Source organism: Methylomonas koyamae (assembly GCF_006483455.1).
Lineage (GTDB): Bacteria > Pseudomonadota > Gammaproteobacteria > Methylococcales > Methylomonadaceae > Methylomonas > Methylomonas koyamae_B.
In genome coordinates this window covers 65,260-79,474 of record NZ_PPPU01000003.1, presented here as the reverse complement: position 1 = coordinate 79,474, position 14,215 = coordinate 65,260, and the positions used below count along the sequence as shown (strand labels likewise).

The 14,215-nt window shown below is 49.2% G+C and carries 13 protein-coding genes; 6 read left to right on the top strand and 7 right to left on the bottom strand.

The window, feature by feature from the left end:
* Positions 1-20 precede the first annotated feature (20 nt).
* Genes C2U68_RS00915 through cysC form a run of 4 tightly spaced genes read right to left on the bottom strand, consistent with a single transcriptional unit; the run spans position 21 to position 5,791 of the window.
* Positions 21-947, bottom strand: a complete 927-nt coding sequence (locus C2U68_RS00915) for a hypothetical protein (protein WP_140910627.1) — start codon at positions 945-947, stop codon at positions 21-23.
* Entirely contained in the window at positions 940-4,215 is a 3,276-nt protein-coding gene (locus C2U68_RS00910; RefSeq protein ID WP_140910626.1) for a VanZ family protein, read from the bottom strand. Before C2U68_RS00910 ends, C2U68_RS00915 begins: the two co-directional genes overlap by 8 nt.
* Positions 4,212-5,165: a DHH family phosphoesterase gene (locus C2U68_RS00905; RefSeq protein ID WP_140910625.1), complete on the bottom strand. Its 954-nt coding sequence runs from the start codon at positions 5,163-5,165 to the stop codon at positions 4,212-4,214. Before C2U68_RS00905 ends, C2U68_RS00910 begins: the two co-directional genes overlap by 4 nt.
* On the bottom strand, positions 5,162-5,791 hold the full coding sequence (gene cysC / locus C2U68_RS00900) for an adenylyl-sulfate kinase (RefSeq protein ID WP_140910624.1): 630 nt from the start codon (positions 5,789-5,791) through the stop codon (positions 5,162-5,164). Before cysC ends, C2U68_RS00905 begins: the two co-directional genes overlap by 4 nt.
* Positions 5,792-6,011: 220 nt before the next feature.
* On the opposite strand from cysC, the gene dusB reads away from it, so the two are divergent.
* The 4 genes from dusB (at position 6,012) to purD (ending at position 10,212) form a co-directional block, all read left to right on the top strand.
* Complete coding sequence (gene dusB / locus C2U68_RS00895; RefSeq protein ID WP_140910623.1) at positions 6,012-6,989, top strand: tRNA dihydrouridine synthase DusB; 978 nt, start codon at positions 6,012-6,014, stop codon at positions 6,987-6,989.
* On the top strand, positions 6,990-7,253 hold the full coding sequence (locus C2U68_RS00890; RefSeq protein ID WP_140910622.1) for a helix-turn-helix domain-containing protein: 264 nt from the start codon (positions 6,990-6,992) through the stop codon (positions 7,251-7,253).
* 28 nt (positions 7,254-7,281) lie between these two features.
* A complete protein-coding gene (gene purH, locus C2U68_RS00885) occupies positions 7,282-8,841 on the top strand; it encodes a bifunctional phosphoribosylaminoimidazolecarboxamide formyltransferase/IMP cyclohydrolase (RefSeq protein ID WP_140910621.1) in 1,560 nt (519 codons plus the stop codon).
* 81 nt (positions 8,842-8,922) lie between these two features.
* Entirely contained in the window at positions 8,923-10,212 is a 1,290-nt protein-coding gene (gene purD, locus C2U68_RS00880; protein WP_140910620.1) for a phosphoribosylamine--glycine ligase, read from the top strand.
* Between the two features lie 66 nt (positions 10,213-10,278).
* Here the strand turns inward: purD and C2U68_RS00875 are convergent, their stop codons facing one another.
* Together C2U68_RS00875 and C2U68_RS00870 are read right to left on the bottom strand one after the other, a co-directional pair.
* Positions 10,279-10,683, bottom strand: a complete 405-nt coding sequence (locus C2U68_RS00875) for a septal ring lytic transglycosylase RlpA family protein (protein ID WP_140910619.1) — start codon at positions 10,681-10,683, stop codon at positions 10,279-10,281.
* A gap of 158 nt (positions 10,684-10,841) precedes the next feature.
* On the bottom strand, positions 10,842-11,204 hold the full coding sequence (locus C2U68_RS00870) for a SirB2 family protein (protein ID WP_140910618.1): 363 nt from the start codon (positions 11,202-11,204) through the stop codon (positions 10,842-10,844).
* 390 nt (positions 11,205-11,594) lie between these two features.
* Here C2U68_RS00870 and C2U68_RS00865 point away from each other — a divergent pair, with 390 nt between their 5' ends.
* The gene (locus tag C2U68_RS00865) at positions 11,595-11,792 is read left to right on the top strand and encodes a hypothetical protein (RefSeq protein ID WP_140910617.1); all 198 of its coding nucleotides are present in this window, start codon (positions 11,595-11,597) and stop codon (positions 11,790-11,792) included.
* 10 nt (positions 11,793-11,802) lie between these two features.
* Here C2U68_RS00865 and C2U68_RS21030 read toward each other — a convergent pair whose 3' ends face one another.
* Positions 11,803-11,946 (bottom strand): hypothetical protein, encoded by a 144-nt coding sequence (locus C2U68_RS21030; protein ID WP_186289458.1) that lies wholly within the window; start codon positions 11,944-11,946, stop codon positions 11,803-11,805.
* Between C2U68_RS21030 and C2U68_RS00860 the strand changes: the two genes are divergently transcribed.
* On the top strand, positions 11,936-14,212 hold the full coding sequence (locus C2U68_RS00860) for a Tex family protein (protein WP_140910616.1): 2,277 nt from the start codon (positions 11,936-11,938) through the stop codon (positions 14,210-14,212). The genes C2U68_RS21030 and C2U68_RS00860 overlap by 11 nt on opposite strands.
* Positions 14,213-14,215 lie beyond the last annotated feature (3 nt).

The window sequence follows — 14,215 nt, the reverse complement described above, 5'->3', positions numbered from 1 at the left end:
GGGTGACTTTTTCCTACGATTTAACTTAAATCCTGCTTGATAAAAAACCTGACAACTCTTAAAAGCAAGCCGCCTAGAAAAGTAGCCAGCATCGCGTAAATCAGGTTTTTTACTGTGAGAAACCGCAGAATTAACGCAAAATAACTGTTTTCAAGTACGTCGCTTTGCACGTTCTCCAGGCTTTGCTCCGGAATATTCAACACCGCTTTACCCCCAGCGTTTGACGGCGTTTTATTAAACTCCCCCTGGAACATAGGATTTTCATTCGGCGCCCCAAGTCTATTGCTCACCATGATACTTGCGCCAAATTGTTGATTCAGTCCGTTTATAGACCGAAATCCTTCCGAAAAAACACTATGACTAAAATCGTATTGAGCCATCTTTGTGTAAATTAAATTATCAATTTCTTTGATATCGTAGTAAGTCCATAGCAATTTACTATATGCAGAGTCACCTATCGCGTCCCTGACTGAGTCGAGCATTCCACTGTATGAAATTTTAAGGGAGCGTTCAAAATTAACGAAACCGTTCAAATCGCCAATATCATCAACACTTCGAGGATAAACAGAGGGTTTTCCGGCATTTCTAGCCAGCAGTTCACCAAACGTCAAGTAAGGCTCAACTTGCGATGCGTCTTTTTTAGTTAGCGTATTTAAATTCTGACTTTCCGCTCCACTTAAAGAATTTTGTTTTTCTTTATTAGGATGTTGAGCATTCTCGGTCTCGATCGCAATCTCTTGCTGTCTATTAGCTTTGCTTTCTTCATGAGTCTGTTTTGAAGCCGGCACAGGGTGCTGAGTTGACGCTTCTAGGCTGTAAGAAATCGAAATAAACAATAAAAACCATATTTCCTTTGCACCAAAATTCTTAAAAATATTTTTAATTAATCGACAAAAAAAACCTTCACTCATTTTTAAAGAGCGAATAGAAGAGAACTCGTTACGCATTATTCGCTCTACTGAGAATCGAAAACCAACATACCAATAAAAACATAAAAGTTAGCCGCGGTTCGTCAAAAGGACTATCGACTACGCCCACCACCAAAAAACCGACTAACCCACTCGTTGCGGCTAAGCTAAACCTATCACCCAAAACTGCACTTTTAAAACTTTGAATCAAGATATAAGTGACAAAACAACTGAAAACAAGAAGCCCGAACCAACCTAGATCGAAAAACATCTGGACCCAGATGTTTTTAATGTGCCAAGGCAAGTGATTATCGGTAGAAAAAAACCAATAATCGAATCCGTGCGAAAAACCGCCATTTTTAACTAAATCGTTTCCTTCCGCATCGACCAGACTGACATTTCTTACATCCAATACTGTTTGACTTATGCCGTTATAAAGACCTAACTTCGTCGCGCGCTTCGACAAAGTTCCAGTTAATTTTCCTTTCGGAGCACCAATACTCGTAACCTTGACAATTTTTTCGAATTTTTGCCAATTGCCTGTACCTGCTAAGTTAAAAGAGTCCCAAATACAATCAAACGAGTATAAAAGCGCTTTCTCGCAAATCGGAATTGTTAGCATTGCATTAGAGGACTCACTTCGCGCCTCGAAACTGAGTTTGTATTCAGTATCGGGCGCAACCGGTACCCTTTGCTCGACATATAGCGAGTCTCCACCGCCCAGCTTTAAATAATACCCGTCACCCTCTGTGGCGAGAGAATACGTTGCCGGAATAGTATTCTCGGAATTTCGCCAAAAGTAGGTTCTTGGATAACTACCTAATCCCATTCCGAAAAGACTAGTCGCAATTCCAGAATCCATCATATTTATAGCGTCCAACCAATGGGATGTCCTGATATAGTAATCTTGTTCGACTTGACTAAAACGTTTCTGGATGAAATCCCCCTTCAAAACAGGTACGGACAGTCCTAATAAAACGGTAATTGCCACAGCAACAGCCAAAATAAAACCCAATCGATAGCGGACATTGCTTCTTACCGAAGTATAAAACAATACACACAGTAAAACGGCCTCAACCATAAAGGCAATATACGGCCCCCGGGAAAATGTAACCAATATAGTATATGCACTTAACGTCAATAATACCAAGGCGAAAACCGATCGAAACGCTTTCTGTTTACCGAAAAACTGAGTTGCGATGAACGGAACCACTAGTACCAAATACTCATCAATATGCCCGCCGCCGGTATGCATACTGGCAAAACTCGCTGTAATCCTAAAGTCGGTATCGTAGTTAAATAAACCTGAATACAAAAATCTTTCCCAAATTGCCACCAAACAGACAACTAACAGGCCCAACAGAATACCCGAACACAAATATTCTCGCGCTTTATTAATACGCTTTAAACTAAAAACCAAAACAGGAAAAAGAATCAATGCCCAAAAAAAGCCTCTGAAAACACGTAGGGCGTTATAGCGGCTATAGTAGTTAATAAACGAATTATCATCGACCGTGTCAAACGGATATAGTCCGGTCAACAAACTTATTAACAACGAAGATACTAGTAAGATCGTCAAAACCCACAATCCTCCGGGCACATCGCTATCCCTTAATACCCATCGATTTCTCAGCAGGCTGACCGCGAAAGTCGTGAGAACAATTAAATCGACTTCCGCGAAGAAGAAACGACCACTGAAAGGCGACAAATCGATCAAAGGCACAATCGTCGGTAATAAAACTAACCACGCTTGAGGCATAAGCCATACCGCTGTTGCGTAAGCCACTAAAAACGCAACAATCTGCAAGGTAAATGCCGGCAGACTTCCCGCTTTCCAAAACACGAAAAAAAGAACTGCCAAGGCGATCGACTTTCCTAAGGTATTAGATTGCCCGTAACTATAATCCGTATTCGAACGGGGAGTCGATAAAACGACTTGATTTTCTGCACCATCTGTAGCGTCTAAACTGCCAAAGCTTTGATACGCTATTTGAGCCTGAGTATTTCTCATATTCCCATTTTTTACCGATCCGGAAAAATTGCCATATTCAGCATACTTAAAGACATTTACAATGTAGAATCCAAAATAGGCAGAAAATCCGGCAATTAGCAAATTAGAAGGATCGGGATGTTTAACTGAAAAAAACAACTTCCCAAATTCAACTAAAAAAGCCAAAAATACGGCAGCAACTACGACATAACTTACGTTTAAACGCTTCTCTATAAATGCGTATCCCACTCCTAGCGGCAGATAAGTTACCACGACGTACATAACGCTGGTTAAGGCAACCGCTTCGGTAACATAATAATGATAGTAAAAGGGCAACCAGTTAATTTGAGCTATTTTGGCTAAGCCATTCTGATAGCCGGTAAAACTAGCGAGTGACCAACCGTTCACCGATAACACAACAACCAAATAGATAAAAAAGACAATTGGCAAAAACCGTAAAAACTCAATTCGTAGCGATTTTAGATTCAAATTCAATTTGCCGTTTGCTGCGTATGCACCGAAGCAAACTCCCGCGCCTCTGGCTATTATCGATACCCCCTGAAAAGTGCCGGTAATCAGCAATAACTGCAATACTTCCAACAAAGCCGAAACCGAGAATGCCAATAAAAAAACATTTCCGATTCTACGGCAAAAAAACTTACTGGCTATAAAGAAACCGAGCGGTACAGCGGCAAAAACCTCTAAACATGCCTTTAAAACAAAGACAACACCATCGCCATCCAAGATTCCAGAAAAAAATCCTAGGGATTTTGCCGAAATACTTTTATGAAACTCATCCGCAGAAGTAACAAAGTCGAACGGAAAAAAACTCAAGAACAGGTAAAAAACCGTGTAGAGCGTAATAAATGCCGACTGCGATTGGCGGCTATTATTCACAATCGATTTAAACAACTCGTCGACTTTACCACCGACAATTAGCCATAAACCCGACCCGATAAACAAGCCGAGGGTTTCGGCTAACAAGTCGTTTAGCGACACCGTCCGCGGCGGAAAAAATACCTGACAAAACTCGATAGCTAATGCAAGGACGAACCCAAGCAACACCGCAATCACAACAGCCAACAGTCGATAAGAAGCCGGACTGCTCTTACCAGCCAACGCATTTGCCAGCAAATAAGAGAACGGGATATAGAGCAAGATATTGGCTATCCAGTCAGCCCTGGAATACATCCCCAAGGCCAGCCAAGGTATATTGGCAAATACTCTGCAAGCTTGCTCAAAAGTGTAGCCATTAAAATCAAACGGTATCAGACTGCCGTAAACTATAAAAAAAACATAATATAACAACAAAGTCATAGAAATTGATTTACCATCACGTCGACAAATCGTTTCAATTCATTTTCTGGCAAATTATCGATACCCGCAGCGGCTTTACGCCCTCCCCCGCCAAATTGAGCACACACCAGGTCTGCTCCCCATTTGTTTACCAAAGGGGCCCGCAAACTAACCTGGTACCCCCCCACACCATTGAGTGTCAACACAGCATGCGCCCTATCCGGATATTGATTAGTCAAAGCATTTGCCCACACGCCACTTACCCTACGAGCCCATTTTTCGTTAGGCAACACATAAACGGCAACTTTACTGGTTACATATTCCACATCGGCGTCATTGGCTAAGTTTAAATCGCTAAAATAACCGTCGCATAGTTGCCGGTACAATTCGAACTTTTCAGAAATAAAAGTCAGCGGCGAGCAGTAGTTTTTCAGCTCTTGGTATAACAAATCTGGCGCCATGTGCAGATCAGAAATATCGTTGCCGTAGCCGTTGTAATTGACACAGATCCCCAACTGCTCCAGATCATGCAATTCCCGCGCCGATATGTTCAACTGCTTGGCCAATTCGCAAGCGGCGCCGCGTAAATTGTCGCCAAATGCCCCGGCAATCGCCCATGCTGTATAACGCGAGCCCAAATAGCGATCCATCAATAAACTGGTGCAAACGTTAGCGTCGGTATCGATCCAAGCTGTCAAATACGGATTGCCGGGTATTTCTCCGGAATAATGGTGATCCATGTAAAAAATCCTGACGCCCTCGGCCAGCAGCTCCAACATCCGAGCGCGATTCCGGTCCAGGGATACATCCAACACCACCACGTCGTCGCCCCGGGTAGCCACAACTCGGTTTAAAAGTCCAATGTCGCGCTTGACACCGGTCACTAGCCTCGACTCGAGCGGATATGCCAAACGCAACTGAATCAGGCTACAGATACCATCCGCATCGCCGTTAAACACATCGATGTTCATGGCTCACCGCCTTCCGGCAACGGATGGATCACCCCCTTTGCCGCCAAAAAATCCATCACCTTGTCCACACATTCTTCTAAGGCATCTCTGCCGGTTTCCACGATTAAATCCGGATTTTGCGGAACTTCGTAAGGCGACGATATTCCGGTGAACCATTTAATCTCTCCCAGCCTGGCTTTTTGGTAAAAGCCCTTGGTGTCGCGCCGCTCGCAGACAGCCAGATCACATCGGCAATATATTTCGATAAAATCAGCTGCGGCGACCAAATTACGTGCCTGCAAGCGTTCCGCCCGAAACGGCGATATAAACGCCGTCAACGTTATGACTCCGGACTCCAGCATCAATTTGGCAACTTCGGCGATGCGCCGAATATTTTCCCTACGATCCTGATCGCTGAATCCAAGGTCCGCGCACAGACCCTGTCGGACGTTATCGCCATCCAAAACAAAAGTACGACACCCCATCAAGTACAAACGCTCCTCAACGGCGTGCGCCAGCGTCGACTTACCAGCTCCGGACAAGCCGGTAAACCACAAAATTGCCGACCGATGCCCATTCAGCGCCTCCCTGTTCTGCCGGTTAATCGATGCCCGATGCCAGACCACTTGTTTGTTCTCATATTCCATATCTATTTGCGTCCTCCTGCGACGCGTTGATTAATCCGTTCCAGTCGATCTGAAGCTGCGAACGCCCGGGAGCATGCTTAACAAAATTCGAATTCCCCAGACTACCCTCCAGCGGCAGACTCGGGCAACCCCACGCAATTAGCGCCCCGGCAATCCCGGCTTCTCCATCCTACCGATTTTAGGGTATCATTTTCTGCCTTTTCGGCTAGCCCGGCGCTCCATGAAGATCGGTCCTTATCAACTCCCCAACAATGTCCTGTTAGCCCCGATGGCGGGCATAACCGATAAACCTTTCCGGCAACTGTGCAGCGAGTTCGGTGCCGGTCTGGTCGTGTCGGAGATGTTGATTTCGAACAATACCCTGCAAAATCATCCCCGGACCTTAAAAAAAGCCGACCGTGCAGGGGAAGCCGGCTTACGCTCTGTGCAAATTTTAGGCGCCGATCCTGCGCAGATGGCCGCCGCCGCGAGGCTCAACCAGCAACGCGGTGCGCAAATCATCGATATCAACATGGGCTGCCCCGCCAAAAAAGTCTGCTCGACCGCCGCCGGTTCGGCGCTACTCAGAGACGAAGATCTGGTGGCCCGAATTCTGGACGCAGTGGTCGCCGCAGTTGAGATTCCGGTCACTTTGAAAATTCGAACCGGCTGGGATCCGCAGAATCGCAATGCATTGCGGATTGCCCGAATCGCCGAGCAAAGCGGCATTCAAGCTCTAACCATACACGGCCGCAGCAGAGCCTGTAAATTCGAAGGCCATGCCGAATACGACACTATCAAAAGCGTAAAACAAGTAAGCAAAATTCCAATCATCGCCAACGGCGACATTGATAGCGCGGCGAAAGCCAAACAAGTCCTGGATTACACCGGAGCCGACGCCATAATGATCGGCCGCGCTGCCCAAGGCCGCCCCTGGATTTTCCATGAAATCACGGCAAGCCTGCAGGGTACATCCGCGATACCGCCTAGTTTGACCGAAATCAAAACCCTCATAGTCCGACACTTGGAGAATTTATACAGTTTCTACGGCGAAGACAGTGGTGTTAGAATCGCTCGCAAACACATTGGCTGGTATTTCGATCGTCTCGGCACTTTGCCGGCCGCTCAAAAAGCGGCGATCAACCAGGCTCAGGACACCAAGCTGCAACTTAAACTGGTCGACGCATCTTTTAATTTAATTTCATCAAGAGCGGCCTAGATGGTAACACCACCCCCTTCCAAAGATAACGGCTGCGACCGCACCCTTTCAGACCATGTCCGCGATTGCGTTGAAGAGTACTTCAAACACCTTAACGGTCACGACTCCTCCGGCCTCTACAATCTGGTTTTGGCGGAAGTCGAGAAACCGCTGTTGGAAACCACTCTGAAATACTGCGATTTCAACCAAAGCAAAGCCGCGGTCATCTTAGGCCTTAGCCGCAGCACCCTGCGAAAAAAGCTGGAACATTACGGCATTAGTTAACATTTTCTTCCCCCTTTTTGAGGTTTGCATGAACAAAAAAGTGACCCGTGCGTTGGTCAGCGTCTCCGACAAAACCGGCATCTTGGAATTTTGCCGCGGCCTGAACGGCCTGGGAGTCGAATTACTATCCACCGGCGGCACTGCGAAATTGTTGGCCGAGCACAACATTGCCGTCCGGGAAGTCTCGGACTACACAGGCTTTCCGGAGATGATGGACGGCCGTGTCAAAACGCTTCACCCCAAAGTACACGGTGGCATATTGGGCCGACGTGGAATTGACGACACCGTTATGACAGAAAACGGCATCCAGCCGATCGACATGGTGATCGTGAATCTTTATCCGTTCGAACAAACCGTTGCCAAACCCGATTGCGATCTGAATACTGCAATTGAAAATATCGATATTGGCGGCCCGACCATGATCCGCGCCGCGGCCAAGAATCACGAGGATGTCGCAGTTGTGGTTGACCCGGCCGATTACTCGACCATTCTCGAAGAACTGCAAACCGGTAACGTCACCTTAAGTCACGAGCGCCGCTTCAAACTGGCGCTGAAAAGCTTTGAACATACTGCACGCTACGACACGGCGATCTCGGTTTATTTAGGAAAAATCATCGACAGCGGCTTTCCGGATACGCTCAACCTGCAATTTCAGCGCTTGCAAACCATGCGCTACGGTGAAAACCCACATCAAAACGCCGCTTTTTACCGGGAAAAAACACCTTCTGCCGGCAGCATCGCCGCCGCCAGACAGTTACAAGGTAAGGAACTGTCCTACAACAACATTGCCGACGCCGATGCGGCGTTAGAATGCGTCAAAGCCTTTTCCGACCAGCCGGCCTGCGTGATTGTTAAACACGCCAATCCCTGTGGCGTTGCGATTGGTAAAGATATTTTCGAGGCCTATAACCTAGCCTATGCAACCGACCCCACCTCCGCGTTCGGCGGCATTATTGCATTCAATCGCGAACTGAACCCATCCGCCGCTGCAGAACTAATCGGCCGCCAGTTCGTGGAAGTGATTATCGCCCCGGCAATTGCTGCCGAAGCCAGGACGGCTCTGGCCAAGAAGCCCAATATCCGCGTTCTGGAGTGCGGATATTGGAGTGAAATCGACGATCGCCAATTCGATTTCAAACGGGTCGGCGGCGGCCTGCTGGTTCAAGACAGAGATACCGGCAACATCACTGCCGCGGACTTAAAAATCGTCAGTAAGCGCGCGCCGACCGAACAAGAGTTGGCCGACTTGTTGTTCGTCTGGAAAGTCGCCAAATTTGTCAAATCCAATGCCATCGTTTACGGCAAACACGGCCGAACCATCGGCGTAGGCGCCGGCCAAATGAGCCGGGTCTATTCCGCCAAGATCGCCGGCATCAAAGCCGCAGACGAAGGACTGGAAGTCGCCGGTTCGGTGATGGCTTCCGACGCGTTTTTTCCGTTCCGAGACGGGATTGACGCTGCGGCGGCGGCCGGGATTACAGCTGTGATACACCCCGGTGGCTCGATGCGCGACGCCGAAGTAATCGCCGCGGCGGACGAGCATAATATTGCGATGGTATTGACGGGCATGCGCCATTTTCGGCATTGATAAGCTGCAGGCTCTCTGATTCATACCAATTTGGGCCGGCGACTCCGGCCCTGTTTTCCCAACTCATTTCCGGTAAGTCCTATGAAAATCCTGATCGTCGGTAGCGGCGGGCGCGAACACGCCCTGGCCTGGAAAGCCAAACAATCTCCCAAAGCCCCCCATGTGTTCGTAGCTCCCGGCAATGCCGGCACCGCACTGGAACCCGGTATCGACAACGTCGACATTCAAGCCGACGACATTCCGGGATTGCTGAATTTCGCCCAGGCTCGCGGCATCGACTTGACAATCGTCGGCCCAGAGGTCCCATTGGTACTCGGTATCGTCGACCAATTCCAGGCCGCAGGGCTTGCCTGTTTCGGCCCTTCCGCCCAAGCAGCGCAGCTGGAAGGGTCGAAATCGTTTTGCAAGGATTTTATGGCCCGCCACGGTATACCGACTGCAGCCTACCAAACCTTTACCGACACCGAACAGGCCATCGCCTACATCCGCAGCCAGGGCGCCCCTATCGTCGTCAAAGCCGACGGCTTGGCGGCCGGAAAAGGCGTCATCGTTGCTCAAACCGAGGAACAAGCTATCGAGGCCGTGCAGGACATGCTATCCGGTAACAGTTTCGGCGAAGCCGGGCATCGGGTAGTGATCGAGGAGTTCTTAGCAGGCGAGGAGGCCAGCTTCATTGTCATCGCGGACGGCGAGCACGCACTAGCAATGGCGACGTCGCAAGACCATAAAGCGCGCGACAATGGCGACCTCGGACCCAATACCGGCGGCATGGGCGCTTATTCCCCGGCTCCGGTGGTGACTCCCGAAATCCATCAGCGGGTCATGAATGACATCATCATGCCTACATTACGCGGCATGCGCGCAGACGGGAATGAATATACCGGCTTCTTGTACGCGGGCTTGATGATCGGCAAAAACGGCACGGTAAAAGTTCTTGAATACAACTGCCGGTTTGGCGATCCGGAAACACAACCGATCATGATGCGATTGAAAAGCGATCTTGTGGAGTTGTGCCAGGCAGCATTGCAGAAAACGCTGGACAGAATCGATACCGAGTGGGACCAACGAGCGGCTTTAGGCGTCGTATTGGCTGCCGGCGGGTATCCGGACCATTATACAAAAGGGGATACTATCAACGGCTTACCGACTGATAGCACCGAAGATACAAAAGTGTTTCATGCTGGAACCAAGTTAATGGACGACAGACAAGTCGTTACCGCCGGCGGCAGAGTGTTATGCGCCTGCGCTTTGGGGGCCAACATTGCCGAGGCTCAACGCAAAGCTTATATCTTGACCCGCCAAATCGATTGGAAAAACGTATATTACCGGGACGATATCGGCTTTAAAGCCATTCCAACTTCAAATCCCTGATCGGTAAAAAAAATCGACCGACTATCCGGCACGACAACATGTGGCGGATAGTCGGCGATTCAAGCCTTAGGCGTCGCCGAAGCGTACCACCTCAAGTTTCACTTTGGCCAAGCCGGCCTCTACAAAACCGAGCTCTCTTGCCGCTTGCTTAGATACATCTAACAATCGCTTGTTACTGCGACTAGCGCGGCTGTTGATACGTAGCTGAACACTACGGTTATTGGATAAGTTTACAACTCGCACCACCGAGCCGAAAGGCAAGGAGGCATGAGCCGCAGTCATTGCATTTTTATCGTAAACCTCACCGTTCGCTGTCCGCTGACCATGCAATTTGTCGCTGTAGTACGACGCAATGCCACTTTGTTCAATGGAAAGCAAACCGTGTTTCTCTGTTTTCGCATAACTAACAGAGCTAACAGACGCCAGGCCAGTTGATAGCGTTAAAAAAGCTATCCATCTCGCTTTTCGCATCCTACCCTCCTTTCGTTAAGAATTGACAGGAGGTTCAGAGACTAACTCAAGAGCCCCGGTATGACAAGCCCTTTTCGTTAGTTAACAATATTTTTAGCTTGTCAAGCCATATTTTCTCCATCAAATAAAGACTATCAAGCCATTGATATCAAATAACTTTATAAAATGAAAAAGGCATCTTTACCGATCGCCACCCCGCCGATGTACAAGAACACCAGAATTGCACCGAAAAACGCCAACCACCGCTGCTGACCTTCCCGACGAATCGCAAGCATGCCCAAGCCGATAAAAATCGGCAATGCCAACAACTTGGCCACAATCCAACCAAAATTGCCGTGCAACCAGCCACCTTGAAACACCAAAACAATACCGCTAAGCAACAACAAGCTCGCTAATGCGTGCGGCGCGATCTTCAACACCGGGCGCTGCAATAACTCAGGCTTGAGTTGCGCCGCCAGCACCCTTGCGGCAAAGCTGACCGCAACCAGGACTACGAACAGCAAATGTACGTGTTTAACCATTGTTGTATCCTCATGATAAAAAGTGAAGGCGAAGCCCGATGCGGTTTCGCTGTCTTATCTTACGAATGCTAACACGCGTTTCCGTTTAAGAGATACCGAAACAGCCGTGTTGACGGCTCTCCGGCTAGTTCGACGTCCGAACTTCGAACCGACCAATCGCCGGCGCCTACGCCAGCATCACGTGAACGCCCCCGATCAAAACCGTCGGAACAGTCCGCTATAGCACTGATACAGCAAAAAATTTCGCAACGAAAAAATATTGTTTTGACACAAAACAAATTTAAGTGTAAAAAATGCCCCGTCGACTAACAATAATACTAAATTCGACATACAACTCGAGTTGCCCCTGTATAGGGCTAATTATTACAACAACAAGATGAGGATTAGAAAATGGCTGAACAAGAAAAAGACAATACCTTTACCGTAGTTGCTGTTGTTACTGCGATTGCTATTGCTGGCGTCGTTATGTTGAAACAAGACGAAACCAAACACTTGAAATACAGCGGCGACACCAGTTCTGCTGCCGAAGCTCAAGTGTTGTCTAAGCACAAAGATTTCAACAATGACGTCCTGAGCCAAGCAAAATAATTAGTTTGCTTTAGTCTTCAAAACGCCAGTTGCTCTGCAGCTGGCGTTTTTTTGTGTCTGCTGTTTTTCCATCCTTCCCTGCTTTTTCATCCGCTACCGGTACGATAAAATCGGCGGTTTTACTTACTCCGAGCAAAACACTGATGGATGTCATCCAACAAATCGCGACAGAACTTTCCGTAAGACCCCAACAAGTTGCCGCCGCCGCTGCCTTATTGGACGAGGGAGCCACCGTACCCTTCATCGCCCGATACCGTAAAGAATTGACCGGCGGCTTGGACGATACTCAATTGCGGAACTTGGAAGATCGCTTGGGATATCTGCGTGAACTCAACGATCGCCGCGAGTCGATTCTCGACAGCATCCGATCCCAAGGCAAACTGACGCCGGAACTGGAACAGTCGATCCGCGATGCCGACACCAAAACGCTGCTGGAAGACTTGTACCTGCCTTACAAACCCAAACGCCGCACTAAAGCACAAATTGCCCGCGAGGCAGGCCTGGAACCATTGGCTGACGCCCTGCTGCAAAACCGCGATTTGATTCCGGAGCAAGCCGCCGCCGCCTACCTTGATCCGGAAAAAGGCGTCGCGGACGTTGCAGCGGCCTTGGAGGGTGCACGGCAAATCATCATGGAACGCATCTCCGAAGATGCGGAATTGCTAACCGAACTACGCGAACGCATCTGGAATAAAGGCATCTTGCAGGCAAGCGTGGTATCGGGAAAAGAAACTGAGGCAGCCAAGTTTAAAGATTATTTCGACTACAGTGAAGCGATCAACAAAATCCCATCCCACAGAGCCTTGGCTTTGTTCCGCGGCAGAAACGAAGATCTATTGACGCTGACGCTGAAACCAGCCGAACAAGATCAAGACGAGCACCAGCTTTGCACCCAGTTCGTTTGCCGCCACCTACAAGTCAATGACACCCAAAAACCTGCCGATGCCTGGTTGGCCGAAACCGCCCGCTTCGCATGGAAAGTCAAACTATTTACCCGCATCGACATGGATTTGAAAATGCGCCTGCGGGAAGCGGCTGAGTTTGAGGCCATAAAAGTCTTTGCCGCCAACCTACGCGATTTGTTGCTGGCGGCGCCGGCCGGCCCCAAAACCACCATGGGGTTAGACCCGGGTATTCGCACCGGAGTAAAAGTTGCCGTCGTCGACCCGACCGGTAAATTGCTGACCACGGACACCGTTTACCCCCATCAACCCAAAAACCAGTGGGATCAATCAATAGCAACGCTAGCCAGGCACATAACGCAATATAAGGTACAACTGGTTAGCATCGGCAACGGGACCGCTTCGCGAGAAACCGATCAACTGGTCGCCGACTTAATGAAACGCCACCCGGAATTGCATTTCCAGAAAATTGTCGTCTCCGAAGCCGGCGCGTCGGTATATTCCGCATCGGAACTGGCAGCCAAGGAGTTTCCTGACCTCGACGTCTCGCTACGCGGCGCAGTATCAATTGCGCGCCGGTTACAAGATCCGTTGGCAGAACTGGTTAAAATCGACCCCAAATCCATCGGCGTCGGTCAATATCAGCACGACGTCAACCAATCGCAACTGGCCCGCATGCTTGATACCGTGGTTGAAGACTGCGTAAACGCCGTCGGCGTTGACGTAAATACTGCGTCCGCCGCACTGTTAAAACAAGTCTCCGGACTAAACAGCGGCATTAGCGAGAACATCGTTGCGTTTCGCGACGCTAACGGTCCGTTCGCGAATCGTGGCCAATTAAAAAAGGTGCCGCGCCTGGGTGACAAAGCTTTCGAGCAGGCGGCCGGTTTTTTACGAATCATGACCGGCGACAATCCATTAGACGCGTCGGCGGTGCATCCGGAAGCCTACCCTGTAGTCAATGCAATTTTAGACGACACGGGTAAATCGATCCGCGACCTGATCGGCCAGAGCCACTTTCTGCGCAGCCTGAATCCGGCAAACTACACTAGCGCCGAATTCGGCCTACCGACAGTCAGCGACATTTTACAGGAGCTGGAAAAACCCGGCCGCGACCCGCGCCCGGAATTCAAAAGCGCCCAATTCAAAGAGGGCGTGGAAAAAATTACCGACCTCTTACCCGGCATGAGCCTGGAGGGCGTGGTCACCAATGTCGCGGCTTTCGGCGCGTTTGTCGATATTGGCGTCCATCAGGACGGGCTGGTACACATTTCCCATTTGGCTGACGAGTTCGTCAAGGATCCGCGCAGTGTCGTCAAAGCCGGCGATACGGTAAAGGTACGGGTACTGGAGGTGGACGTCGCCCGCCAGCGTATCTCGTTGAGCATGAAAAAAGACGTCGACAGCAGCGACTTCGTGCGTAGCGAAAAGGCCACCCCAAACAACCACAAGCCTAAGCCGCAACCCGCACTACAGAATTCAATGAGTTCGGCGTTTGCAAAAGCCTTGAAAAAGTAATCC